This window comes from Pseudoalteromonas ruthenica, from assembly GCF_008808095.1.
GTDB lineage: Bacteria > Pseudomonadota > Gammaproteobacteria > Enterobacterales > Alteromonadaceae > Pseudoalteromonas > Pseudoalteromonas ruthenica.
Window position 1 is genome coordinate 2,438,489 of sequence record NZ_CP023396.1, and the last position, 23,879, is coordinate 2,462,367.

Here is a 23,879-nt window from a genome sequence, read left to right on the forward strand (position 1 = left end):
GAACTAACTACTCAGGGGTACTTAAAAAAATGAGTAAGGGATCAGCCAGTGGAATGCTAGGAAAGAGAATAAAAAACATAACAGAGAAGGAGTAGAAAAAGCCGGCCTACCAAAACGGTAAGCCGGTATAGCAATCTGGGGAGAAGCTATCAATACGCTGTACCATCGCAAAGCGAGTGGCACATCATCAACAGGATGTCCTACAGGATGAGGACGCGCGGACTGTAGCAAATCAATATCGAGAAATAAACGCAAAGCGCGCGCAACAGCGCTTATTTAATCCTATATAAACCAAATAAAACTATTTCTTATACTCTTTTACAGGGTTTTAACTAAGTGCAGCTTGAGCACAAAGTACTCAAGCTGCTTGATGCTAGTGTGCCTGCTGCCAATTATCTCCGCTATCCGCCTCGGCGATTAACGGCACATCTAAGCTAGCGGCTTTGGCCATAAGATTGCAGATTTCTTTGGTGTAGGCATCAACATGTTGCTCAGCGATTTCAAACACCAACTCATCGTGTACCTGCATCAATAGTTTGACCGTGCCTTGTGGTTGTTGTTGCACCCATTGGTGTACGGTGATCATCGCTTTTTTGATAATATCCGCAGCAGTTCCCTGCATCGGTGCATTAATTGCGGCCCGCTCTGCGGCCTTACGCCGTGCTCCATTGCGAGCATTGATCTCCGGTAAATGTAAACGGCGACCAAATAGCGTTTCGACATAGCCTTTATCTGCGGCTCCTTCGCGAGTGCGTTCCATATATTCTAAAACGCCAGGGAAGCGTTCAAAGTATTTATCCATATAATGCTGGGCCTCATGGCGCGGAATATCGAGTTGCCGCGAGAGGCCAAATGCCGACATACCATAGATCAAACCAAAGTTAACGGCTTTGGCTTTACGGCGCATATCACTGGTCACTTCCTCCAATGGCACAGAGAAAACCTCGCTGGCAGTGGCACTGTGCACATCTAAGCCGTCAGCGAAGGCGCTGAGCAGGCCCTTATCCTGTGAAAGATGAGCCATGATGCGCAGCTCTATCTGACTGTAATCGGCAGCGACAATTTTATAGCCAGAGGCGGCAACAAAGGCCTCACGGATGCGGCGACCTTCTTCTGAACGAATAGGAATATTCTGCAGGTTAGGATCGGTCGAGCTTAAACGTCCGGTGGCGGTCACCGCTTGATGATAAGAGGTGTGCACACGTTGAGTTTTCTCGTTCACCATCAGCGGTAACTTGTCGGTGTAAGTTGACTTCAGTTTAGCCAGCCCTCGGTGCTCAATAATGACTTTAGGCAGCGGATAATCATGCGCCAACTCTTGCAAGACTTCTTCTGCGGTTGAAGGAGCTCCCTTAGGAGTCTTTTTGATCACCGGCAGTTCTAGCTTCTCAAACAAAATCGCCTGTAGCTGTTTTGGCGAGCCTAGATTAAACTCCTCGCCAGCTATGTCGAAGGCTTCTTTTTCCAACTCCTGCAAACGCTCACCAAGGCGCTGCGAGTGCTTTGCTAGCATCGTTGAATCAATGGCAACGCCAGTGCGTTCAATATCAGAGAGCACATTAACCAAAGGCAGTTCTATATCGCTAAACACGGTTTTTAAACTGCTATCCGCCTCAACCTTTGGCCACAAATGCTGGTGCAAACGCAGGGTAATATCAGCATCTTCGGCAGCATAAGGAGCGGCCTTTTCTAACTCAATCTGATTGAAGGTCAGCTGCTTTTTACCCTTGCCGGCAATATCCTCAAAGCTAATGGTTTTATGGCCCAGGTATTTCAGCGCGAGGGAATCCATGTCATGGCGAGTACCAACGCTATTAAACACATAGGACTCGAGCATGGTATCGAAGGCAATACCATTAAACTCGATACCAGCATTGGCTAGTACACTTTTATCGTATTTAAGGTTTTGTCCTACTTTCGCCTTGTTAGCGTCGGCCAAAATCGGTCCAATTTTTGCCAATACAAGGTCAAGAGGCAGTTGCTCCGGTGCTCCAGGATAGTCATGGGTAAGCGGCAAATAAGCGGCTTCTCCAACCGTCACAGCAAAGCTCATACCGACTAGCTGCGCTTCCATGTAGTTCACGCTTGTGGTTTCGGTATCAAAGGCAATGAGCTCAGCTTGATTAAGCTTATCCACCCAAGTATCCAGCTGCTGCTCGGTTAAAATCGTTTCGTAATGAGCATCGCGGGTTGGCACTTCTTGAGTATCGGTGGGGGCATCAAGATGGGTGTCGGTGTTGCTGCCTTTATCCAGCACTTCGGCCAACCAACGACGGAACTCACACTCACCATAGAGCTCAATCAGGACATCGGTATCAGGTTGCTGCAGTTTTAACTGCTCCAAATCGCTGTCGAGTTCAACATCAAGCTTGATCGTTGCTAATTCATAGCTCAGTGGCAGGTGCTCCACGGCATTGCGCAGCTTGTCACCTATTTTGCCCTTTACCTCATCGGCATGGGCAATCACTTCATCGAGAGAGCCGTACTTGTCGAGCCACTTAACTGCGGTTTTAGGACCACATCCCTCTACACCTGGGATATTGTCGACTTTATCACCCATCAAGGCTAAATAATCGATGATACGATCGGGCCCCACGCCGAACTTTTCTTTTACACTATCGGGATCGGAAATACTGCCTGTCATGGTATTGATCAAGGTCACGTGTTCGTTGACCAACTGCGCCATATCTTTATCGCCTGTGGATATCAAAACGTGACGCTGCTGCTCACTGGCAATACGTGCATAGGTGCCAATCACATCATCCGCTTCCACCCCTTCAATACTAATCAAAGGAAAACCCATCGCACGAATAATATTATGCAACGGCTCTATCTGAGTACGTAAGTCATCCGGCATGGGTGGGCGATTAGCCTTGTACTCACTGTACATATCGTTGCGAAAGGTTTTCCCTTTGGCATCAAAAATCACCACCATGTGCGTAGGGTCATACTGCTTGACTAGGCTTTTCAGCATGTTGACTACGCCATAAATAGCCCCCGTAGCTTCCCCTTTAGAATTAGTTAGGTGTGGTGGCGCATGATATGCACGGAATAAATAAGAGGAACCATCAACGAGGATAAGCGGATTTTCTGCGATCTGCGCCATTTTTCAACACTCAAACATGTCAGTTTTTTAATAACGCAAGGATGCCATAAGGCGCTTAAGAAAACGAGTTGCAATTGCTGTTAAGCGCTGTAAATAGAGTAAAAGTAATGAACTAAAAACCTGTGGATAACTTTGTAGATAAAAACCATGACTTACCCTCCAGGTCCATTTTTCGAATCCAGATGGGTTTGTAACTCATTGTTTTAATTAGAAAAAGAAAAGACTGCGTAATTCGGTTTTCTTTTTTATTTTATTTATCCGATGTGGAAAGTGGCTTTCTAAGGGGCGCTAAGAATGCGTGTACAACGTCCTTTTCGATAACCAGCTACGCATTCTAGCATAAAGGATCAAAGATCCTAGTGATCCTTTATAACTTTTTTCTCTTAGTGGCATGAGAGCTGAGCATAAATCAGCGTTGACGGGAGCTACCTAGGATCGTTACCTTACTAGGGCAGAGAATATTATCTTTCATCTGATCAAGGAGCAAAACAATGGCGAATGTGGCGATAATTTTAAGTGGCTGTGGGGTCTTTGATGGCGCCGAAATTCATGAATCAGTACTGACTTTACTTTATCTTGAGCAAGCGGGCGCGCAGTATCAATGTTTTGCCCCCAATATAGACCAGCACCATGTGATTAATCACTTAACTGGGGAAGAGCAGCAGCAAACACGCAATGTATTGGAAGAAGCGGCGCGTATTGCCCGAGGGGAGATTCTGGATCTCAAAGAGCTTAATGTTAGCGACTACGACGCCCTTATTTTGCCCGGAGGCTTTGGCGCCGCAAAAAATTTATGCGACTTCGCTCTAAAAGGTGCCGATAGCTCATTAAATTCAGAGGTAGAGCGGGTCTGTAAAAGCTTTGCCGAACAAGGCAAGCCAGCGGCTTATTTGTGTATCGCGCCAGCAATGATTGCGCACATCTACCCACAAGGCACAAAAGCGACCATAGGTAACGACAACGATACTGCCTCAGCGATGAATGCACTTGGCGCCGAGCATGTGGACTGTGCCGTTGATGACATCGTCGCTGATGAAAAAGCGAAGGTTGTTTCCACGCCTGCCTACATGCTTGCGGGCTCCGTCAAAGAAGCAGCCAGCGGTATCGAAAAAGCCGTGAATAAGCTGTTGAGCTGGGTTTAACGCGATGTGCAACGGCGACAATATTTTGCGCTAGCGCATAAAATGGCTACTTTTTAACGCATTAATGAAATCTAGGCATTTTATAAATCGCTCGCTGCGGTTATAATTTGCCGATATTTCGTCACCAGGTCGTATAGACCGTTAGCACCCGAATGAGCAAAGAAACATGAAGAAACTATCAGCTGCACTGTTACTGTTATCCACTGCTGTTTACGCGCAACCTTACGACAACTCACTCACCGAGGAAGCTATCAAAAAGCGCCTGCAACCTGTTGGTGATGTTTACCTTGCCGGTGAAACTGCTGCTGCCGATGCGGCGCCAAGCGGCCCTCGCAGTGGTGAACAAGTATATCAAGCGGCCTGTTTCGCATGTCATGGTTCAGGTGCACTCGGCGCTCCAAAAACAGCAGCTGACTGGGAACCTCGCCTAGCAAAAGGCATGGATACATTGCTTGATCACGCGATCAATGGTTTCAATGCAATGCCTCCGCGCGGTACTTGTATGGATTGTTCGGATGAGGAAATCCAAGCTGCTATCGACTTTATGGTTAAGCAGTAACAACGACTTGTTAAAGAGTTAAAAAGGGAGGCAATGGCCTCCCTTTTTCGTTCCTAGTATAGAGGTCGATACTCCTTGACCTGAACCAAAAAAGATGGAATATTTGGCGGTTAATAAATAAACAAAAATAACAAATGGCACGTTCAGTGGATGAGTGGTCCCCGCAGGAGTTCAATAAGCTCCAGAAAAAGAATAAACGCCTGAAGGCGTTGCTGCAAAAATACAAGCAGCAACACCACCTCCAACATGCCCTTATTTTACTGTCAGAACAAGCCAGTACCATTCCTGAGCTGTGCTCTTTCTACCCTGCAATTCAACGTCTGCTAGCCGATTACGTACCGAGTAAAAATTTTTATGTGGTCCTGCGTAACCCAGATACAGGACTACTTGAGCTCTCCTACTTCGTTGATCAGAAAGACGGAATACAAACCCCCTTAGTCACCGATCAGCATTTTGAGCAAGGTGTGACTGGCTACGTATTTCGTTCACGGGCAACCGCCTATTTCACTCGTGAAACCATGACCGCAGCGCAGCAACAAGGCAAGTTCAAAATTTTAGGGGCGCAAGCCGAACATTGGCTTGGTGTGCCTATTTATCAAGATACTGATGTGATTGGTGTCATGGTGTCGCAAAGCTATGATGCTAAACAAGGCTATAGCCAAGAGCAAATTGAGCTATTTGAGGTCATCGCGCTGTACCTAGCAACGGCCATTGAGCGGGTAAAAAAGCGCGAATTACTTGAAAGCCAAGTAAAGCAACGTACTCAAGCATTAACGCTTAGCAACCAAGCGCTTAATGACGAAATTAGCCAACGTAAAAAAGCTTTAGAACGACAGCAAACGTTATTCCAAATATCGGAACTGGCGAGCCAGTCGATCAATATTGATGATGTCTACTACCATGTTCACCAGATCATGAAGTCCATCACCTATGCGGAAAACCTTTATATTGCGCTGTATGATAAAGACAATAATTGGCTTACCTTCCCTTACGCCGTCGATGAGTGCAGCGAAGACTTTGGTCCGCGACCCTTTGCAAAAGGCTTTAGTGAGTTAGTACTAACATCTAAGCAGTGCCAATTAATAGATAGGGCTCGCAGCGAGCAGTTGATTGCCGAGGGCATCATTGAGCGCCAAGGTAAATTAGACCCGAGCTGTCGCTGTACTAGCTGGCTAGGAGCTCCCCTAAAAACAGCGCAAGGAGTGATTGGACTCATTGTTTGCCAGGCATACAACAACAAGTATGACTTCGTGCAAGAGGATGTTGAGCTCATCGCTTACGTCTCCAACCAAATTGCCAACGTGCTGCAAAACCATTTATCGCAGCAAGCGCTGCGACAGAGTCACCAAGAATTAGAGTTACGTGTGGCTGAAAAAACGCGGGAGCTACGTCAAGCCAACTTACATTTACAACTACAAATTGACGAGCGCCGTAAAATAGAGCAACAGCTTTATCATGATGCCCATCATGACTCACTAACAGGGTTACCCAACCGCAGTTTGTTCTTATCTCAGCTTGAGCGCACATTGGGGCAATATCAGCGCTTTCCTGAAAAAGACTTTGCCGTATTGTTCATCGACCTGGATAAGTTTAAAGATATCAATGATAAGCTGGGTCATCAGTGTGGCGACCAATTCCTCATTGAAGTGGCGGATAAGCTTAAGCAATGTATTCGCGATCATGATTTGATCGCCCGCCTTGGTGGCGACGAATTTGTTATTCTGCTCACCCAACTCAACGAGCGTCAACAAGCCGAGGATGTTGCCAAGCGCATTATTGCAGTGATGCAGCAACCCTTCTGCAACCAAGGGATTTGTATTCAAAGCGGTGCCAGTATTGGCATTACTTACAGTAAACGCGACTACAGCCATACCGATGAAATCATTCGTGATGCCGATGCCGCCATGTATTATGCCAAACAAACTGGCAAAGGCCGCTTTGAGTTTTATCACCCGCTGCTAGGCTATGGCAACGATCAGCAAGAGCCACATCAACGTCATCATCTAATGGATTTACACACCCATTTTCGTGCTAGCGACATCGTAAACTTCGACCAGCAGCAACCTCACGCGCAATTACTTGATGCTTATGGCGAGCACCCAGTGCTCGGGAGTACCAGTTTTGAACAACTTAAGCGTTTTGCCAGTGATAATTACGAGCTCGCTAAGGTAGAGCTCAAACTGCTCAAATATGGCTTTAATCAACACCAGAGCGACATTATGAGTTTACTCAATTGCTCAAGTTTGTTGCTGGATGATAAACACTTTGAGGGGCTTAGTCATTGGGTCGGTCAACTGACGAATAAAGATAAACTCTGCCTGTTGTTCAGTGAAGCCGAGCTGCGCTTTTGTAGCGCTAACCAAATGAAAAATTTAGACAAGCTCTACCAGCAGGGATTGCATATTGGGCTCAATGAGTTTGGTAAAGATCGCTGCGAGTTAAGCTTACTGACCCAGCTGCCCTACTTCTGTGTATTACTCAATGCCACCTTTAGCCGTCGAGTATTACAGGACCCACGTTACGATCATATGCTGCAAGGCGTGTTGGCAGTCACACAACTAAATGACTGCATGGTGATCGCTAAAGGGCCCTGTATTCTTAATTATCGCTCGCTGCTTGAGCATCACGGTGTACACCACTTTATTGGTCAGCAACACGCCATTGCCGAGCAACAACCACTGCACGCTATTCCTTCTTAAGCATGGCCCTTAAATTAGCCACTCGGGCCTGCCCTTGCTCCATGCGTTGTTGCTGATTTTGTGGTGCTTTTCGTGCTTCGAAAGCCAGATCTTGCTGCGGGAGTTCCTCCACAAAACGGCTAATTTCTGGGGTTATGGTTTCACCAAATTGACGACGGCTTTTGGCATACGTCATCACTAACTCTTGTTGCGCTCGGGTGATCCCCACATAGGCCAAGCGACGCTCCTCTTCAACATTGTCCTCGTCAATACTGGTCTGGTGTGGCAAGAGTCCCTCTTCCATACCGACCATAAATACATAAGGGTACTCCAAGCCCTTAGAGGCATGCAGTGTCAGTAGTTGCACCGCATCACCGTCATCTTCCTCTTCATTACGCTCCATCATATCGCGCAGGGTGAGCTTCATCACTACCTCTGGTAGGGTGAGGGCTGGATTGTCAGCATCACCAGTGAGCATGTCGGTGATCCAACGATATAACTCAGAGACATTCTTCATGCGCATCTCAGCGGCTTTAGCGCTAGTCGAAGTCTCATATAAATAGGCTTCATAATTAATTTGTCGCACTAAATCTTTCACCGCCTCAAGGGTGTCACTACGTTGGCAGTTATCGGCTAACTCCACGACCCACCGAGCAAACCCCATTAACGCGTTAAAACCTCGCCCTTGTAAACGCTGTGCAAGCTCGGGCTCAAAACATGCGGCAAATAAGCTAATGTGCTTGTCATTCGCCAACGAACCCAGCTTCTCCAAGGTCATAGGGCCAATTTCACGCTTGGGAGTGTTTACGATGCGTAAAAACGCATTATCGTCATCTTGGTTTACCAGCAATCGCAGGTAAGCCATCATGTCCTTGATCTCAGCACGCGCAAAGAAGGACATTCCACCACTGATTTTATAGGGTATACGGTTACTCATCAGCGCCTTTTCAAACACCCGCGCTTGGTGATTACCGCGATATAGAATAGCGTAGTCACGGTAGCTTGTGCGCTTGGTAAACTTATGAGAAATAATCTCTGCTACCACACGTTCGGCTTCGTGCTCCTCATCGCGAGTACCAATGACTTTAATCTGATCACCAAAGCCCAGCTCACTAAACAGTTTTTTATCAAAAACATGCGGATTATTGGCAATGAGAATATTAGCCGCTTTAAGAATGCGTCCAGCACTACGGTAATTTTGCTCTAGTTTGATAAGACGCAGATGCGGGTAGTCTTTACTCAATTGTACGAGGTTTTGTGGCTTTGCCCCGCGCCACGAATAAATAGATTGATCATCATCACCTACGACAGTAAAGCGCGCCCGCTGCCCGACCAATAGCTTAACCAATTGGTATTGGCTGGTATTGGTATCTTGATATTCATCCACCAGCATATAACGAAAGCGATTTTGCCAACGCTCACGTACCTCGGCATGACTATTAAGCAATAACGTCGGGATCATAATCAGATCGTCAAAGTCGAGCGCATTGTAAGCACGCAACTGGGTTTGATAGCGGGCATAAAGTTGTGCAAAAAGGGCTTTTTGCTGCTCTCGAGCAGCCGCAATTGCCTGTTGTGGCAAGATCAGCTCGTTTTTCCAGTCGCTGATTTGCATTTTCAACAACTTAAGTAAGTCTTTGTCACCATCGAGCTCGTCTGCGGTCAGCTCGTTGAGAAGCTGATTCGTATCTTGGTCGTCAAAGAGTGAAAAGCCGGCTTTGAAACCTAAGGTTTTCAACTCTTTTTTAATTATCTCTAAGCCGAGGGTATGAAAGGTGGATACCCACAACCCTTTGGCCTCTTGCTTACCTAAAGTTTGCGCAACGCGCTCACGCATTTCCTTGGCAGCCTTGTTGGTGAAGGTAACCGCCGCGATGTTACGGGCCCGGTACTCACACTGCTGAACCAAATAAGCTATCTTATTAGTGATCACGCGGGTTTTACCAGAGCCCGCACCAGCGAGGACGAGACAAGGCCCGCTAATGTATTTCACTGCTTCGTTTTGTTGAGGGTTGAGCTTCATAAAACCTAATCTGAGTATCCGTGGGCTACGTATTTTATCTTATTAGCGAAAGTGATACAGCCGCGATATCAGGGCCGTGAGAAATAAATAAGTATGCACTAACGCAAACTGTATTGTGACTTGGGTTAGATACAGCGTATATAAACGCTGCCCTAAGGCAAACAAGTTGTTATTTGTGCTTGAGGTTAGTTACACTTAAGTATGTGAGAAAAGGAGCTGTGCAATGATAAACCCTGCAAAAATTGAAGAAATTGCTCGCCAGATTGGCAGTAACATGCCTAAAGGCATGCGCGATATGGCCGAAAACTTTGAAAGTAAGACTAAACAAGTACTGCAAAATAAACTCTCAGAGATGGACTTCGTGAGCCGCGAAGAGTTCGATATTCAAAGCCAAGTGCTAGTAAGAACACGTGAAAAGCTGACGGCGCTAGAGCAAAAAGTGGCGCTTTTAGAAGCGCAAATTCAGGGTAACCAAGAAAACCAAGACGAAGGTTAATTCGAGGCTAGATTGGCTGCCCAACTATTCGTTATTGCGCATTAGCTCTCACGCGCAATGCAACGTTGTGCAGCGCCTCTTTGTAGCTGCTGTGTAGCTCTTGATGACAGCGAACCACGGCATCGAGGTCATGTAAACGGCCGTTTTCAAGCCCATACACCCAACCATGCACCGTCAACGGCTGCTCTCTAGCCCATGCATCTTGTACTATGTTGGTACGGCAAACATTACGTACTTGTTCAATCACATTAAGCTCAATTAATCGAGCCAGACGCTGAGCCTCGGGTGCGCTATTTAACAGTGATAAATGCTGTGCTTTAACGTCATCAACATGGCGTAACCAATTATCAATCAGTCCCAGCTTGGCCTCATCGAGCACTGCCTTAACGCCGCCACAGCCATAATGACCCACCACCATAATATGCTGAACTTTCAAAACTTCTACTGCATATTGCATCACCGACAAACAGTTATGATCAGTGTGCACCACAACATTGGCGACGTTGCGATGAACAAATAACTCGCCGGGCATAAGGTCTACTATTTGGTTTGCAGGGACGCGAGAATCTGAACAACCAATCCACAAATATTTAGGGCTTTGCTGCTGCGATAACTTTTGAAAAAATTCCGGGTCATGGTCCGTAGTTCGTTCAGCCCATTGCCTATTACTTTCAAAAAGGTGACCTAGATTCTTCATTGCATCTCACTGTTTATGCTGGCTTCAATTAAGATATTACGAGGTGTGATTTCAGTTTCGCAAAACTCACTGAGGTCCACCTGATAATTGTGTTGCTGCAAATATAAAGCACGATCTAAAACCAGCCAAACTTCTATTGCCCTTCTAAAGAGATGTCTTACCAGTTCGATTCGCTCCGTCATGCGCTTCCTTTGCTCTGCGAGCTTCAAATAGCGAGTAAAATCGCACTTTTCTGGCAGGGTTAAGCCCTTTTCTCGTGCCGCCCACAAACAAAAATCTGAGAATTCACCGCTGAATATTTGCTTACCAACCGAAGGCACGGGCGTGTACTGTGAGCGCTTAAATTGCTCACGCACCAACTGATCAAACCCGAGTCGCCATAACACCTCTTTTTGCCGCACGCGCCGCACTCGCTGTGGTGCTGTCACAGTTTGTTGCAGCGCAAGTTTTAGATCACTGCTGGTCAACCGCAATGAGCTTGCCTGTGCAGCTGCGCTCATTGGTTGGTAATAGTCGCCATCAATAAACAGATGATAGCAACAGGGAGAAATTGAAATACGAGGTGTTTGCTGCTGACAGGCCTGACGTAACAAGGATTGATGCAAGCCACCGCAAGCATGTAGGGCAACAGCGTGATCACACTGCTCAATTAGGGCACTAAAATCATCTGTCAGTACATTGCCTTGGTGAAAGTGAATCGGTAAGTTTAGCTTATCCGCTAGCTGTTCACCTTGCTCACATAGATGCTGCTGAATTTCCACACTGTGCACGGGTACCTGATGTTGGTGCGCGAGGAGGCGCCCAAGATGACCTTTACCGGCACACCACTCTAAGACGGTACTGCCTTCCTGCGCAGGAGCAAGTCCATCAACAAAGCACTGTAGCTGGGTCAATTTACGGCCTTTAATACCATTACTTAGCCAAAATGGTAGCGCTTGAGGCTGTGCCTGTGTGCTGGTAGGCAAATCGGTTAGTTTCTGGCAACTGCGAAAGCTGGTAAATATGAGCACTGAAGTAGTCTATTAACTGTGATGGCTGGGCATCAAGCTCAGCCACTTGCTCATCGCTGAGATTCTCCAGCACCGTTGTCAGTTCAGGCCAAGGGTAGTGCTCGCATGAAAATGCCACACATTGCCAGTAATCTCGAGTGTCATTAAGCAATTGATCTAGGCGTTGAAAGTGCGATGTTAACGATGGCATGAGAAAGACTAACGGACTGCAATTGTTAGATTATATCAAATCGCTTGGCTCAAGCGCAGAAAACTTTATCTCGCCACTATACTATTTAGATTTTCGCGCTTGCACCACGAGTCGAACATAAGTCGGGACGGCAACTAAGATGATGGCAATAGCCAGAATGAACATCCACGACAAGCGCATACCACTTTGTTGTATTGGCTGGTACATAAAACCGCGAAAGCACTCCTGCATAGGCTTATCATCCAGTGCATAAAGCTCTGCAATCAGTCGCCATCGCGCATCAGACATTGCACCTAGCGTACTGCCAGTTCGCATCATCAAAGGTTTGAGTTGGTCTGCTTCAAAAGCCAGCTCTTGTAAGCTTTTATCAACGGCATAATGACGCTTAGTGAGGGCAATACTGTGCTGTAGGTTGAGTAACGCGTAACGCCAACCACGCATGCTCGCTTGATAAAAACGCGCTACCACTTCAGGCTGAGCATCAAGAAAGGTCTGTGATGTAAACAACACGTCACCATATACATTGAAGCCATGTTGCTTTGGGCATACGAGACGATAATCAATACCTTGCTGCGCCAAGGTATAGGGCTCGTTGGTAATGTACACCTGAATGGCATCGAGGCGCCCTTCAATCCATGCAGCCAATGGCTCCTGAGCACCAATATCAACAACCTCTGGCTGTATGCCTTCATTGGCAAGCATAGTGATAAGCTCAGCATTCTCACTGGCGCTAAGCGAGCTGATTTTCTTACTATCGAAATCTTGCGGAGCGAATATTGGTGAGTGTTTCTTTACTAGCCAGCAATAGGGGGAGGATTGCATCAGTGCGGCCATTGCGACTACAGGCTGACCCTGCAGACGATGCTTAAGCAAACCGGAGTGACTGATACCAAACTGAGCATGATTATCGAGCACCTTGGCCACGCTGTCAGTGTCGTTACCAACAGCCTCGACAATGTCGACCTCTAAGCCCAGATCACGGTAATAACCCAGCTCTTTGGCAACATAATAACCTGCAAATTGAAATTGATGTCGCCATTTTAACTGTAAGGTCACTTTAGTCGGGCTGGCCATTACTGAAAAAAAGGGCCAAAAAGCAAAAATAAACTCAGTAGGCCCTTTTTCCATTCCATGCGCTGCTTCACTGTACTTCCTTGTGCTAATGCTGTTAATACTATATTAAAGCTTAGACTTAAATACCAGCTTGTTGGGCAATTTTACCCTCCTCTTCGCAGCCGTTGTGTGCGAGAAACTGCTGATAACACGAATTACCTGTTTCTTCTACAAACCCATATCCAAGGCGTTTCAAGTGCTCATCAAAGGCATTATAATCTTGCCCAGGTACTTCAAATGCCGCCAACACATTACCCAGCGCAGCCCCATGATTACGATAGTGGAATAAGCTAATATTCCATTTGCTCCCCAAAGTATCGAGAAACCGCGCTAGCGCACCAGGGTATTCGGGAAATTCAAAACGCAGTACCCGCTCTTGTAGCTGCTGTGTTGGCTTGCCGCCAACCATATAACGCACATGTAATTTAGCAAGCTCGTTGTCGGACATATCAACATAGTGATAGCCCTGATGTTCAAGCTCACCGAGTAGTTCTTCAAGCTCACTAACACCTTGACGCAACCCGATACCGACAAAGATTTGTGCTTCACCCGGGCCGGCATAACGGTAATTAAACTCAGTGATCGCACGCCCGCCTAAACATTGGCAAAAGCGCTTAAAGCTGCCTTTCTCTTCTTTAATGGTCACCGCCAATAACGCCTCGTTCTTCTCACCGAGCGCCGTTCTCTCGGCGATGTGACGAAGACGGTCAAAATTTAAGTTCGCCCCGGAGAGCACCGCCGCTAAATTAGCTCCTTGCTGAGCCTGTGTTGTCGCCCATTTTTTTAGCCCTGCCAAAGACAGCGCGCCAGAGGGCTCCGCTACAGCCCGCGTGCTGACAAAAATATCTTGTACCGCAGCACAAATTTCATCACCACTGACGGTCACGACTTCGTCGCAAAACTGCTGTGCCAGACGAAAGGTTTCACTGCCGATGGTCTTCACCGCAACGCCATCGGCAAAACTGCCCACCCGCTCCAACTCTACAGGTTTTCCAGCGGCCATAGCCGCTTGCAAACACGCGCTTTCCTCGGCCTCCACAGCAATGATGCGGATATCTGGGCGCAGCGATTTAATATACACCGCCATACCGGCTAACAAACCGCCGCCGCCAACCGGGACAAACACCGCATCCAATTGCGGTAGTTGTTGCATTAGCTCGCGCGCAATCGTGCCTTGGCCAATGATCACATCGGGATCATCGAATGGCGGCACAAACACCGCCTGCAGTTGCTCGGCCAGTTTTAAGGCATGGGCTTTTGCAGCATCAAAGTGATGGCCGTGTAAAATCACCTCACCGCCGAAGCCACGTACTGCATTGACCTTGATCTGCGGCGTGGTAAGGGGCATCACGATAATGGCTTGATGCCCTAACTCGGTGGCACTTAACGCCACTCCTTGTGCGTGATTACCGGCTGAGGCGGTGATCACCTTGCTGCCTTTTTCCAGTTGCCTTAACTTGTTATAAGCGCCCCGCAACTTAAAGGAGTAAACGGGTTGTTGGTCCTCACGCTTAAGCCACACCTTGCACCCTAGTTTTTGCTCTAACGCAGTCAGTTCACTGACCTCTGTGAACTTAACCAAAGGCTCCATATTGGCTTGGATAATAGCGCGAAAATAGTCAAGCTCGGAGGCGGCCATCAGCTTAGCTCCTCAAGCTTTTCAAGGTCGCGAACAGCACCTTTGTCCGCACTGGTTGCCAGCAGCGCATACGCCTTGAGCGCGGCTGTTACAGGACGATTACGGTTGAGCGGCTTATATGCATCTTTGCCACGTTGCTGCTGTTTTTGCGCCCGCGCCTCAAGCTGCTGCTGCGATAAACTCAGATTGATACCTCGGTTGGGGATATCGAGTATCACTTCATCCCCATCTTCAACTAGAGCAATCGCACCGCCACTGGCAGCCTCAGGAGAAACATGACCCACAGAAAAGCCCGACGTACCACCGGAAAAGCGGCCATCGGTAATAAGCGCACAATCCTTGTCTAAGGCCATGGATTTTAGATAACTAGTCGGGTACAGCATTTCCTGCATGCCCGGGCCGCCCTTGGGGCCCTCGTAGCGGATCACCACCACATCGCCTTTTTGTACTTGGCCGCCTAAAATGCCTTCGACTGCATCGTCTTGTGATTCAAACACCCTAGCAGTGCCTTTAAACACCAACATGTCATCACTGACCCCCGCGCTTTTCACAATACAGCCGTTGGGAGCTAAGTTGCCATAAAGCACCGCCAGCCCACCATCTTGGCGAAAGGCATGTTCGACACTGCGAATACACCCCTGCTCGCGGTCCAAGTCCATCTCTTGCCAACGGTAATCCTGACTCATGGCTTTGGTAGTGCGGATGCCAGCAGGACCAGCACGGTAAAATGTGCGCGCCGCCGTGTTCTTTTCTTTGCTGGCATCATAGCGAGCAATCACCTCGCCAAGGTTGGCCCCCCCGACGTGGCCAACGGATAAATCCAGCTTATCCGCTTTCGCCAATTCGTTGAGAATGGCCATAATCCCGCCAGCGCGATGCACATCCTCAATATGGTATTGCTGCGTCGCAGGAGCGACTTTACATAAAAATGGGGTGCTGCGTGAGAGCCTATCAATGTCATTCATATCGAAATCTACCCCAGCCTCTTGGGCGGCGGCTAATAAATGCAACACCGTATTGGATGAACCGCCCATGGCGATATCCAACGTCATTGAGTTCATAAAGGCAGCCTGATTGGCGATATTACGCGGCAGCACCGAATCGTCTTCTTGGCCATAGTAACGCTGACATAAATCAACGATGCGTTGACCGGCTTCAACATAAAGCTGCATCCGATCCTTATGCGTTGCTAAGGTGGTGCCGTTTCCTGGAAGAGCCAAGCCTAGGGCTTCCAATAAACAATTCATCGAGTTGGCGGTAAACATACCCGAGCATGAGCCGCAGGTTGGACACGCAGAGCGCTCTACTTGTTCTGAGTCTTCATCGCTGACACTAGGGTCGGCGCCTTTGACCATGGCATCAACCAAATCTAATTTAATGTCGATATCCGCAAGGCGAGTTTTGCCCGCCTCCATCGGCCCGCCAGAAACGAAGATCACCGGAATATTTAATCGCAACGCGGCTAACATCATCCCTGGGGTGATTTTGTCACAGTTAGAGATACATACCATGGCATCGGCACAGTGAGCATTAACCATATACTCCACCGAATCGGCAATGAGGTCTCGTGACGGCAGAGAATACAGCATGCCGCCGTGACCCATGGCGATACCGTCATCAATGGCGATGGTATTAAATTCACGTGGCACCCCACCGGCATCACGAATGGTGTGTGCCATTAGCTCGCTGAGCTGGTTCAAATGCACGTGCCCCGGCACGAACTGAGTGTATGAATTAACCACCGCGATAATCGGTTTTTTAAAATCGCTGTCGTTCATGCCGGTCGCTCGCCAAAGCGCCCGAGCCCCTGCTCTTTTGCGTCCTTCGGTGGTTGTTGCGCTACGCAGTTTTGCCATGTTTACCTCTATATATTTGCAAGTACAGCCGTGGCTGCCTTGACTTACCTCATTCCCAAAATGGTGGTGCTAGTGGCACCTCGTCGTTAGTCGTTTACGTACTCTAGCCAGCCGCGCGGGTCTTCACTGCGCCCTTTGACCAAATCAAAATAGGCGGTTTGCAGCTCTTCGGTGATAGCGCCACGCTGGCCTTCGCCGACCTGAATTTGGTCGACACTGCGCACCGGAACGACCTCGGCGGCCGTACCGGTCATAAAGAATTCGTCGGCAAGGTACAATGCCTCACGGGCAATTGACTCTTCACGCACTTCATAGCCGCGCTCTTTGGCAAGCGTCATAATGGTGTCGCGAGTCAGGCCAGGTAAAATACAGGCGGTGGTCGGTGGCGTGTATAGCACACCATTTTTAATCACAAAGAGGTTTTCGCCTGCTCCTTCACTCAAACACCCATTGGTGTCTAAGGCAATGCCTTCAACATAGCCGTTACGCTTGGCTTCACCAGATATAAGCTGCGAAGACAAATAGTTGCCGCCCGCTTTTGCCGCCGTGGGCATGGTATTAGGCGCCAGGCGGTTCCATGAAGAGATACATACATCAACGCCTTGAGCGAGACTGTCCTCACCGAGATAGGCGCCCCATTCCATAGCCGCTACGGTGACATCGGCTAGGTGTGATTTGGGGTTTAACCCCAAGCCAACGTGACCTAAAAAGGCAAACGGGCGCAGATAAGCATCACTGAAGCCATTTTGTTTCACCGCTTCTTTACACGCCTGATTTAACTCTTCCAGTGAAAATGGGATTTCCATGCGGTAGATTTTTGCTGAATCAAAAAGCCGCTTCATATGGTCAGTTAAACGAAAAATAGCCGGCCCATTAGCGGTGTCATAGGCACGGATCCCCTCAAATACCGAGCTACCATAATGTAAGGCATGGCTTAATACGTGCGTGGTGGCTTGCTGGTAAGGGATCATCTCGCCGTTGTGCCAGATTAATTCGGATGTTTGTGTCATGTGTTAATACCTTCTTATAAATCCGTGTTGCTGTGCGCCTTGCTGGTCGCAGCGCTAAATCGCTTGTTGTTGTAGTTGTTGCAAAGTCACGCTTTGCACATCTACCAGCTTATTCAGTTGTTGCGTTAAAAGATAGATGGGTTTGTCGCTGTCGACAGTCATATTGATAGCATAATGCTCTTCACTGCTGGCTAATTCCAACGCCGTTAGCTTGAAACCACGATGGCGAGCAACTCGTAAAAAGCGTTCAACGGCGACGGTTTGATTGGCAAGATGTAAGGTTAAGCGATGTTTCATGGTTGCCCCTGTTGGTTTGTTTGCGTCAGCATTTGATCGTTCGCGGCACCTGGCGGTACCAATGGCCAGACGTTATCGGCATCATCAATACACACATGCAGCAAATACGGGCCGTCAATGCTATGCAACTCGCTAAGCGCAGCTTGTACTTGCTCCTGGGAAGTGATACAGCGCCCTGCGATGCCAAAAACGCGCGCTAAAGCGACAAAATCTGGATTGTCAGAAAGGGTCGTTTCACTGTAGCGTTCAGCGAAAAATAGCTGCTGCCATTGGCGCACCATACCCAACCTTTGGTTATCAATAACCACGATTTTAATATCTAAATTGTTACGGCGGATGGTGGCCAGCTCTTGAATATTCATCATGATGGAGCCATCACCAGAGACCACCACCACGGTATCTTCGGGGCGGGCGATTTTCGCGCCAATGGCAGCAGGTAAACCAAACCCCATGGTCCCGGCACCGCCGCTACTTAAGTGGTTGCTCGGGTGGCTAAATTGCATGTGCTGCGCGACCCACATTTGGTGCTGACCAACGTCACAACATACCACTGCATCGGCACTTAGCTGCTGCGACAGTTGATTAAGTAAAGCTGGTGCATACACGGTTTCACCGGGGTAGTCGTAGCGCCACGCATGCTCTTGGTTTAGCTCCTCAACATAGTTACACCACTGCGGCTCGCTGACAAAACATTGCAATTGCGGCAGTGATATTTTTAAATCCGCCACCAGCGACGCATCTGTAGGCTTTCGCTTGCCTACTTCAGCAGCATCGATATCAAGGTGCACAACTTTCGCGTTCGCCGCGAACTTAGTCAGATTGCCGGTCACGCGATCGTCAAAACGGGCACCAATACACAACAGCAGGTCACATTCTTGTACCGCCAAGTTAGCGGCCTTAGTGCCATGCATACCTAACATGCCTAAATTAAGTGGATAATCCGGTGTGACGCTGCCTAACGCCTTAAGTGTTTGCACCGCTGGCATATTGGTCTTGTATAGAAACTGCATGAGTTGTTGCTGGGCTCCAGCACTTTGAACCCCACCACCGATATAGGCCACTGGCCGCTGAGCTTCGCTTAGCAACTGATTAGCCAATTGAACTTGTTGCTGGCAAGGTTGCGACGTCGGCTCTGATTCGGCTAGCCAAGGCTGGTAATGCGCCTCATTCATTTGAATATCTTTTGGAATATCAACAAGCACAGGGCCTGGGCGACCACTTTGAGCTAAGTGGATGGCTTGTTGCAGGGTATGCGCTAAATCTTCACTGCGCTCAACCATAAAACTATGCTTAGTGCATGAAAGAGACATTCCCAAGACGTCAACCTCTTGGAATGCATCCGAGCCGATTGCCGCTGTGGGTACCTGCCCAGTAATGGCTAGTAACGGCACGGAGTCCATCATGGCATCGGCAAGGGCGGTGATCAGGTTTGTGGCTCCCGGGCCACTAGTGGCCATGCACACACCCAGTTTGCCACTACTGCGTGCATAACCCACAGCGGCGAAGCCAGCTCCTTGCTCATGGCGAGTTAAGTAATGAGTGACTGGAGATTCATAAAGGGCATCGTAAATGGGCATGATGGCCCCACCAGGGTAACCAAATACCTCGTTTATGCCCTCTTTGGCTAATATGTCGATCACTAATTCTGCGCCAGTCATTTTTCCTCATTCCTCAATGTGTTGGCCCATAAACGAAGAAGCCCCCCGAACTTTTCAGTGCGGGGGGCTTCTTTGCGAAATTACTTTTTTAACGCACTACAAAGCCCCCGTGGTAATAATAATCACCACGACGTTAATCACTAGGACTAGGCTAAGTTGCATATTCAACATGTACTTTTCGCTTCGCTTTTTTAAATTTGTTACCGCATTTCTGCGCTCTTTTTCTATTAGTACCTTGGCAGCCCTCCTAAGTCAACCATAAAAACAATGCGAAACAACTAAAAATGACGACACTAATCACATAAAAAAACCCAAAAAGTCAGTTAAGAGAAAAATAATTCCAACTTTTTCATTGCGACATTAAAACGTATTTAACATAGTGTGCTGTAACAGCTGAATATTTTTAGTAAAAATGGTCAGCCAATAGGCTAAATTACCGAACTCAGTTACACTGGCTAAAAACAACTACCTCTGGATACCATTATGAAAAAAACCTTCTGGTCACTGCTGTACATTTGTTTTGCATTTTTCACTCAGCTCTGCCTCGCAAACACCACTCCGGCACTGTGGCAAGTGGAGAAAAATGGCGTTACTTCCTATTTGTTTGGCACTGTGCATGTTGGTGATGAAGCAATGAAAGGCCTCCCCTCTTATGTTGAGCAAGCAATTAGCCGCAGTGATAAAGTGGTCGTTGAAGTAGATATTAGCGCGCTCTCACCTATGCAAATTCAACAACGCTCCATGCCGCTAATGATGCTGCGTAACGGCCGCACGCTAGAAACTGAACTGAGCAGTAAAAATTATCAACGCCTCAGTGACTACTTTGCACAAAAGAGTATTAATATAGCCATGTTCTCGGGCTTAAAGCCTTGGGCCGTTTTACTCACTATGGTGCAAATCGAGTATCAAAATGCAGGCTATTCAGAGCAAAACGGAATCGACAAGCAAGTGTTAGCTAAGGCAAACGCAATAGGTAAGCCGATAATGGAGCTCGAGTCGCTAGAGCAGCAACTAGAAATGTTCAGCGCCTTAGATAATTACGCTGATGAAATGGTCAACGATACTTTTCGCCAACTCAAAGACCTCGACCACTATTTTGCTCGATTGATCAGCGCGTGGAAGCAGGGAGATACTGACATACTGAGGCAGTACTACCACGACGCTTTTGATGACTCTGAATTCGGCCAACTTAACGAGCATATTTTACTTATTGAGCGTAATCAAAACTGGGTCGCACAACTTAACCAGCCAATGCAGCAGCAGTCACTGTTTATCGCCGTAGGTGCGCTCCATTTACCGGAAAAAAATGGGCTCGTTAACCTACTGCGCGAACAAGGATTCACGGTTACGAAAAGGCAGCCCTCTCAATAACGTGTTTTTTCAATAACGCGCTCAACTGCTGAGTATTGACCGGCTTGTTAAGTACGGCATTGGCGCCGACAGTGATACTCTGCGCGATACGATGCTCATCTTGACTGGCAGTCACCAAAAAAATAGGCACGCTGAGCGCTAAGCGCTCACGAATCTCAATAATGGTACTTATGCCGTCTTTGTTTGGCATATTTAAATCCATTAATACACATTGATAGTGATGTTCTAGTAATTTATTGAGTGCTTGCTCACCATCATCAACAATGGTGGTGTTAAAGCCTATTTGCTGAGCTTGTTTAGCAAGCACTAACTGATTTATTGGGTTATCTTCAACAATCAGAATATCGCCATGCTGGCTGCTTGGCTCTAACCGGGCTTTGTCGATAGTAAGTACGGGCCAAGTTAGCTTGGCCTCAGTGCCTGTTGTGGTACTACGAATCGTAAGGCTTCCACCCACCTCTTGAGCCAACGCATACACGAGGCTGAGACCTAATTTCACGCCCTGAAAGTGCTGTACCTGCTCGGTGTTGTAATACACAGCATGTTGCCGAGCAGCCTCAATATCAGCAGTAGCAATGCCATCGCCGTTATCTTTAACGACAACACTCAGCAGCCCAGATGGTTCATGGTATTCAAATTGCACATGCACCGCAGCGCGCGTATGTATAAAGGCGTTGCTCAATAGCTGATTAACTGCTTGGATTAAATGCAGATGATCAGTTTGTGCTTGAACAGGTAGGCTATCTTCACCCTCGACACTCAATCGCTGCAGGGTTTCAGACTTAAGCTGCCAAGGCGCCAATATTGCTCTCACCGTTTGCTTTAATGACTGCTCGGTCACTAAAGTAGTAAACGCTCCCGACTTAAGCTTCTGTAATTCCAACATTTCTTGCACTAGCGCTTGCAAATGTCGGGCGCAGCCCAATGCCGTTTGCTGTTCTTCGCGACCAGCCGCAGTATGAGAGTCCAATAGGCCAATAATCCCCGTAATTGGCGTCATTAGCTCATGACTCATATTAGCTAAGAAGTCAGATTTTACCCGATGCGCATGCGCGGCTTGACGCCGTTGGTAACGAAGCCGATAAAGAATAGCTGACACTCGACGTGTCAAAGGATTAAAGATGAGCCACCACTCACATAAAATAGTAGCAATGGCTGCCAGCGTTAAAAGGGGAATAACAAGCTGTAAATGTTCTATTTTTTGCTTAGATTTTGACTCTAATACGGTGACAACAGCATCTAAGTCCTGCAATAACGACAGTAGTTTTTGACCCTGAAAAGCACTTAAAGGTGCATCGCTGCGACTCGCTAACTGCACATACTGGCGCACCCGACCATCCAAACCCTGCTGGTGATAAAGCGCCAGCACCTGAGGGCTTTGCTGCACCAACTCTGAGCCTAATAAAAACTCATGGTTATTGTAAAAGCGCATAGTGGCACGAGCGAGTTGCTGCTGCTCAAAACTTACAGCACGGTCATTGACGGCCAATTTATGCAATGCAATCTTCTGCGAAAGCATCCGCTGCATACCTGCAATGTTTATTACTTTCGCGTCATTTCGCTGCATATTGATACTTTTCATCACATAAAATGTAGAGCTAAGTATGACAACAACAAGCACACTGGCTGCCCAGAAATAACGTTTTTGTAAGTGTTTGGTAAGACGTTGCATAAGAGGGGCCTTTGCAATAACCCCTTAATACTGACACAAAATCAGCCTTTGTAAAATTTGTTCTCGCTTTAGCGTTGACAGCGTTAAGCATAAAGTGATTGAATAAAAAGGCACCCTTATTGAGTCGGCCACATGTGCTGTGGTCGCAAGGGCTAGAAGAGGAGCGTCATTCAGGTAGTTATGGGAAGGAGAGCAAACTCCAAAGCACCATAACGAGGGGAATGTACGCCGAGAGACCAGTAAAGTTTGCTACTTACTGTCTCGGGCGCATGGGTTGAATCCCAGCGACTGTCACCATTAGCGCTCAGCGCTATGTTTTTGGTGGAGAGCTTCTGGTCTTAGTAACGCTGGGCCCATTTGGCTCTGTGTTTTAAGCCCATTCGCTCTTCGAATTTAACCAGTTCGATGCGAGGCGGGCAACCCCTTCCTAATTCAATCGAACTCGCACTAAGTTCGTGAGAGATGACTACAACTCATTCTTTAGCAGATACCATTGTCTGGACAGCATTGATCACTCCGATGCATGCTGACGGCAGTATTGATTTTAACACCTTAACCCTACTTGTGCGCGAGCAAGAGCAAGCGGGAAACGGCATTCTTATTCTTGGCTCTACTGGTGAAGCTCTGGCTCTCAGTATAGATGAGCAACAAGCCGTGGTTCGTCACGTTACTGCGCTCACCTTGCGTGTGCCACTGATGGTTGGCGTGGGCGGTTTTAACCTTAGCCAGCAACTACAATGGCTTAGTTTTTGTAACCAACACCCCATAGACGCCTACCTTCTGGGAGCGCCCTTATATGCTAAACCGGGTGTTCAGGGGCAGCTACATTGGTACTCGGCACTACTGGATGCCAGCAAAAAGCCGTGCATGTTGTACAACGTGCCCGGACGCGCTGCAGTTAGTATTCCCCCTACGGTCTTAGCACAGCTACAACAGCACCCACTGTGCTGGGCACTTAAAGAAGCCAGCGGTGATATTGCACAATTTGAGGCTTACCGCGAAGCCGCGCCTGAGTTAGCAATTTTCAGTGGCGACGACGCGCTGATGCCTTATTTTGCTCAGGCCGGTGCAGCGGGCCTTGTATCTGTGGCCGCCAACGTCTGGCCACAGCAGACACAGCATCTGGTACAACAATGCCTTCAAGGGCAAAGCGTCAATGCCTTTGTAACCTGGCGCAGTGCAATTGATGCGCTGTTCAGTGCAGCCAATCCAGTGCCCGTTAAGTGCCTTTTGCATGCTCTTGAACGCCTCAACAGCCCGGTGTTACGACCACCATTAAGCCACCTTGAGCTTAATGACACACAACCACTTCTTAATGCCCATGAACGCATTGTTGCGTGGGCACATTGATAAAATTAGTTA

Annotated in this window: 16 protein-coding genes, 1 pseudogene and 1 riboswitch; of the genes and pseudogenes, 6 read left to right on the forward strand and 11 right to left on the reverse strand. The window is 47.9% G+C overall.

The window, feature by feature from the left end; all coding sequences use genetic code 11:
- Positions 1 to 373: 373 nt before the first annotated feature.
- Complete coding sequence (gene polA / locus PRUTH_RS11370) at positions 374 to 3,106, reverse strand: DNA polymerase I (protein ID WP_151173305.1); 2,733 nt, start codon at positions 3,104 to 3,106, stop codon at positions 374 to 376.
- 491 nt (positions 3,107 to 3,597) lie between these two features.
- Between polA and elbB the strand changes: the two genes are divergently transcribed.
- From elbB to PRUTH_RS11385, 3 genes are all read left to right on the forward strand, one after another.
- A complete protein-coding gene (gene elbB / locus PRUTH_RS11375; protein ID WP_022946627.1) occupies positions 3,598 to 4,248 on the forward strand; it encodes an isoprenoid biosynthesis glyoxalase ElbB in 651 nt (216 codons plus the stop codon).
- Between the two features lie 166 nt (positions 4,249 to 4,414).
- A complete protein-coding gene (locus PRUTH_RS11380; protein WP_022946626.1) occupies positions 4,415 to 4,807 on the forward strand; it encodes a c-type cytochrome in 393 nt (130 codons plus the stop codon).
- A gap of 134 nt (positions 4,808 to 4,941) precedes the next feature.
- The gene (locus PRUTH_RS11385; protein WP_151173306.1) at positions 4,942 to 7,506 is read left to right on the forward strand and encodes a sensor domain-containing diguanylate cyclase; all 2,565 of its coding nucleotides are present in this window, start codon (positions 4,942 to 4,944) and stop codon (positions 7,504 to 7,506) included.
- Here the strand turns inward: PRUTH_RS11385 and rep are convergent.
- Positions 7,493 to 9,508, reverse strand: a complete 2,016-nt coding sequence (gene rep, locus PRUTH_RS11390; RefSeq protein WP_151173307.1) for a DNA helicase Rep — start codon at positions 9,506 to 9,508, stop codon at positions 7,493 to 7,495. The genes PRUTH_RS11385 and rep overlap by 14 nt on opposite strands.
- Before the next feature lie 223 nt (positions 9,509 to 9,731).
- Between rep and ubiK the strand changes: the two genes are divergently transcribed.
- The gene (gene ubiK / locus PRUTH_RS11395; RefSeq protein WP_022946623.1) at positions 9,732 to 10,004 is read left to right on the forward strand and encodes a ubiquinone biosynthesis accessory factor UbiK; all 273 of its coding nucleotides are present in this window, start codon (positions 9,732 to 9,734) and stop codon (positions 10,002 to 10,004) included.
- A gap of 31 nt (positions 10,005 to 10,035) precedes the next feature.
- Here ubiK and can read toward each other — a convergent pair whose 3' ends face one another.
- The 8 genes and pseudogenes from can to ilvG all read right to left on the reverse strand — a co-directional run bounded on the left by can (position 10,036) and on the right by ilvG (position 19,474).
- Positions 10,036 to 10,701 carry a carbonate dehydratase gene (can, locus tag PRUTH_RS11400; RefSeq protein ID WP_022946622.1) on the reverse strand — a complete coding sequence of 222 codons (666 nt, stop codon included), beginning with the start codon at positions 10,699 to 10,701 and terminating at the stop codon, positions 10,036 to 10,038.
- Positions 10,698 to 11,901 (reverse strand): annotated as a pseudogene (locus PRUTH_RS11405) (methyltransferase). Before PRUTH_RS11405 ends, can begins: the two are co-directional and overlap by 4 nt.
- 81 nt (positions 11,902 to 11,982) lie before the next feature.
- The gene (locus PRUTH_RS11410; RefSeq protein ID WP_151173308.1) at positions 11,983 to 13,029 is read right to left on the reverse strand and encodes an ABC transporter substrate-binding protein; all 1,047 of its coding nucleotides are present in this window, start codon (positions 13,027 to 13,029) and stop codon (positions 11,983 to 11,985) included.
- Positions 13,030 to 13,093: 64 nt separating this feature from the next.
- Complete coding sequence (ilvA, locus tag PRUTH_RS11415) at positions 13,094 to 14,653, reverse strand: threonine ammonia-lyase, biosynthetic (protein ID WP_045980452.1); 1,560 nt, start codon at positions 14,651 to 14,653, stop codon at positions 13,094 to 13,096.
- Entirely contained in the window at positions 14,653 to 16,509 is a 1,857-nt protein-coding gene (gene ilvD / locus PRUTH_RS11420) for a dihydroxy-acid dehydratase (protein WP_151173309.1), read from the reverse strand. The genes ilvA and ilvD overlap by 1 nt, the downstream gene beginning before the upstream one ends.
- Before the next feature lie 86 nt (positions 16,510 to 16,595).
- Complete coding sequence (locus PRUTH_RS11425; protein WP_053910196.1) at positions 16,596 to 17,519, reverse strand: branched-chain amino acid transaminase; 924 nt, start codon at positions 17,517 to 17,519, stop codon at positions 16,596 to 16,598.
- A gap of 54 nt (positions 17,520 to 17,573) precedes the next feature.
- Positions 17,574 to 17,816, reverse strand: coding sequence for an acetolactate synthase 2 small subunit (gene ilvM, locus PRUTH_RS11430; protein WP_022943892.1), 243 nt, complete (start codon positions 17,814 to 17,816; stop codon positions 17,574 to 17,576).
- Positions 17,813 to 19,474: an acetolactate synthase 2 catalytic subunit gene (gene ilvG / locus PRUTH_RS11435; RefSeq protein ID WP_151173310.1), complete on the reverse strand. Its 1,662-nt coding sequence runs from the start codon at positions 19,472 to 19,474 to the stop codon at positions 17,813 to 17,815. The genes ilvM and ilvG overlap by 4 nt, the downstream gene beginning before the upstream one ends.
- A gap of 483 nt (positions 19,475 to 19,957) precedes the next feature.
- Here ilvG and PRUTH_RS11440 point away from each other — a divergent pair, with 483 nt between their 5' ends.
- Positions 19,958 to 20,845, forward strand: a complete 888-nt coding sequence (locus tag PRUTH_RS11440) for a TraB/GumN family protein (protein ID WP_052698293.1) — start codon at positions 19,958 to 19,960, stop codon at positions 20,843 to 20,845.
- Here the strand turns inward: PRUTH_RS11440 and PRUTH_RS11445 are convergent.
- Positions 20,820 to 22,517 (reverse strand): response regulator, encoded by a 1,698-nt coding sequence (locus tag PRUTH_RS11445; RefSeq protein ID WP_045980455.1) that lies wholly within the window; start codon positions 22,515 to 22,517, stop codon positions 20,820 to 20,822. The genes PRUTH_RS11440 and PRUTH_RS11445 overlap by 26 nt on opposite strands.
- A gap of 148 nt (positions 22,518 to 22,665) precedes the next feature.
- A riboswitch (Lysine riboswitch) is annotated at positions 22,666 to 22,857 on the forward strand.
- 122 nt (positions 22,858 to 22,979) lie between these two features.
- On the opposite strand from PRUTH_RS11445, the gene dapA reads away from it, so the two are divergent.
- The gene (gene dapA, locus PRUTH_RS11450) at positions 22,980 to 23,867 is read left to right on the forward strand and encodes a 4-hydroxy-tetrahydrodipicolinate synthase (RefSeq protein ID WP_151173311.1); all 888 of its coding nucleotides are present in this window, start codon (positions 22,980 to 22,982) and stop codon (positions 23,865 to 23,867) included.
- The last annotated feature ends 12 nt before the right edge of the window (positions 23,868 to 23,879 follow it).

Coding starts and splice junctions, on each gene's coding strand:
- PRUTH_RS11380 (WP_022946626.1), top strand. CDS start 4,415: ATGAAGAAACTATCAGCTGCACTGTTACTGTTATCCACTGCTGTTTAC.
- can (WP_022946622.1), bottom strand. CDS start 10,701: ATGAAGAATCTAGGTCACCTTTTTGAAAGTAATAGGCAATGGGCTGAA.
- ilvD (WP_151173309.1), bottom strand. CDS start 16,509: ATGGCAAAACTGCGTAGCGCAACAACCACCGAAGGACGCAAAAGAGCA.
- dapA (WP_151173311.1), top strand. CDS start 22,980: ATGACTACAACTCATTCTTTAGCAGATACCATTGTCTGGACAGCATTG.
- PRUTH_RS11410 (WP_151173308.1), bottom strand. CDS start 13,029: ATGGAAAAAGGGCCTACTGAGTTTATTTTTGCTTTTTGGCCCTTTTTT.
- ilvA (WP_045980452.1), bottom strand. CDS start 14,653: ATGGCCGCCTCCGAGCTTGACTATTTTCGCGCTATTATCCAAGCCAAT.
- ilvM (WP_022943892.1), bottom strand. CDS start 17,816: ATGAAACATCGCTTAACCTTACATCTTGCCAATCAAACCGTCGCCGTT.
- ilvG (WP_151173310.1), bottom strand. CDS start 19,474: ATGACTGGCGCAGAATTAGTGATCGACATATTAGCCAAAGAGGGCATA.
- ubiK (WP_022946623.1), top strand. CDS start 9,732: ATGATAAACCCTGCAAAAATTGAAGAAATTGCTCGCCAGATTGGCAGT.
- PRUTH_RS11440 (WP_052698293.1), top strand. CDS start 19,958: ATGAAAAAAACCTTCTGGTCACTGCTGTACATTTGTTTTGCATTTTTC.
- PRUTH_RS11425 (WP_053910196.1), bottom strand. CDS start 17,519: ATGACACAAACATCCGAATTAATCTGGCACAACGGCGAGATGATCCCT.
- PRUTH_RS11385 (WP_151173306.1), top strand. CDS start 4,942: ATGGCACGTTCAGTGGATGAGTGGTCCCCGCAGGAGTTCAATAAGCTC.
- elbB (WP_022946627.1), top strand. CDS start 3,598: ATGGCGAATGTGGCGATAATTTTAAGTGGCTGTGGGGTCTTTGATGGC.
- PRUTH_RS11445 (WP_045980455.1), bottom strand. CDS start 22,517: ATGCAACGTCTTACCAAACACTTACAAAAACGTTATTTCTGGGCAGCC.
- rep (WP_151173307.1), bottom strand. CDS start 9,508: ATGAAGCTCAACCCTCAACAAAACGAAGCAGTGAAATACATTAGCGGG.
- polA (WP_151173305.1), bottom strand. CDS start 3,106: ATGGCGCAGATCGCAGAAAATCCGCTTATCCTCGTTGATGGTTCCTCT.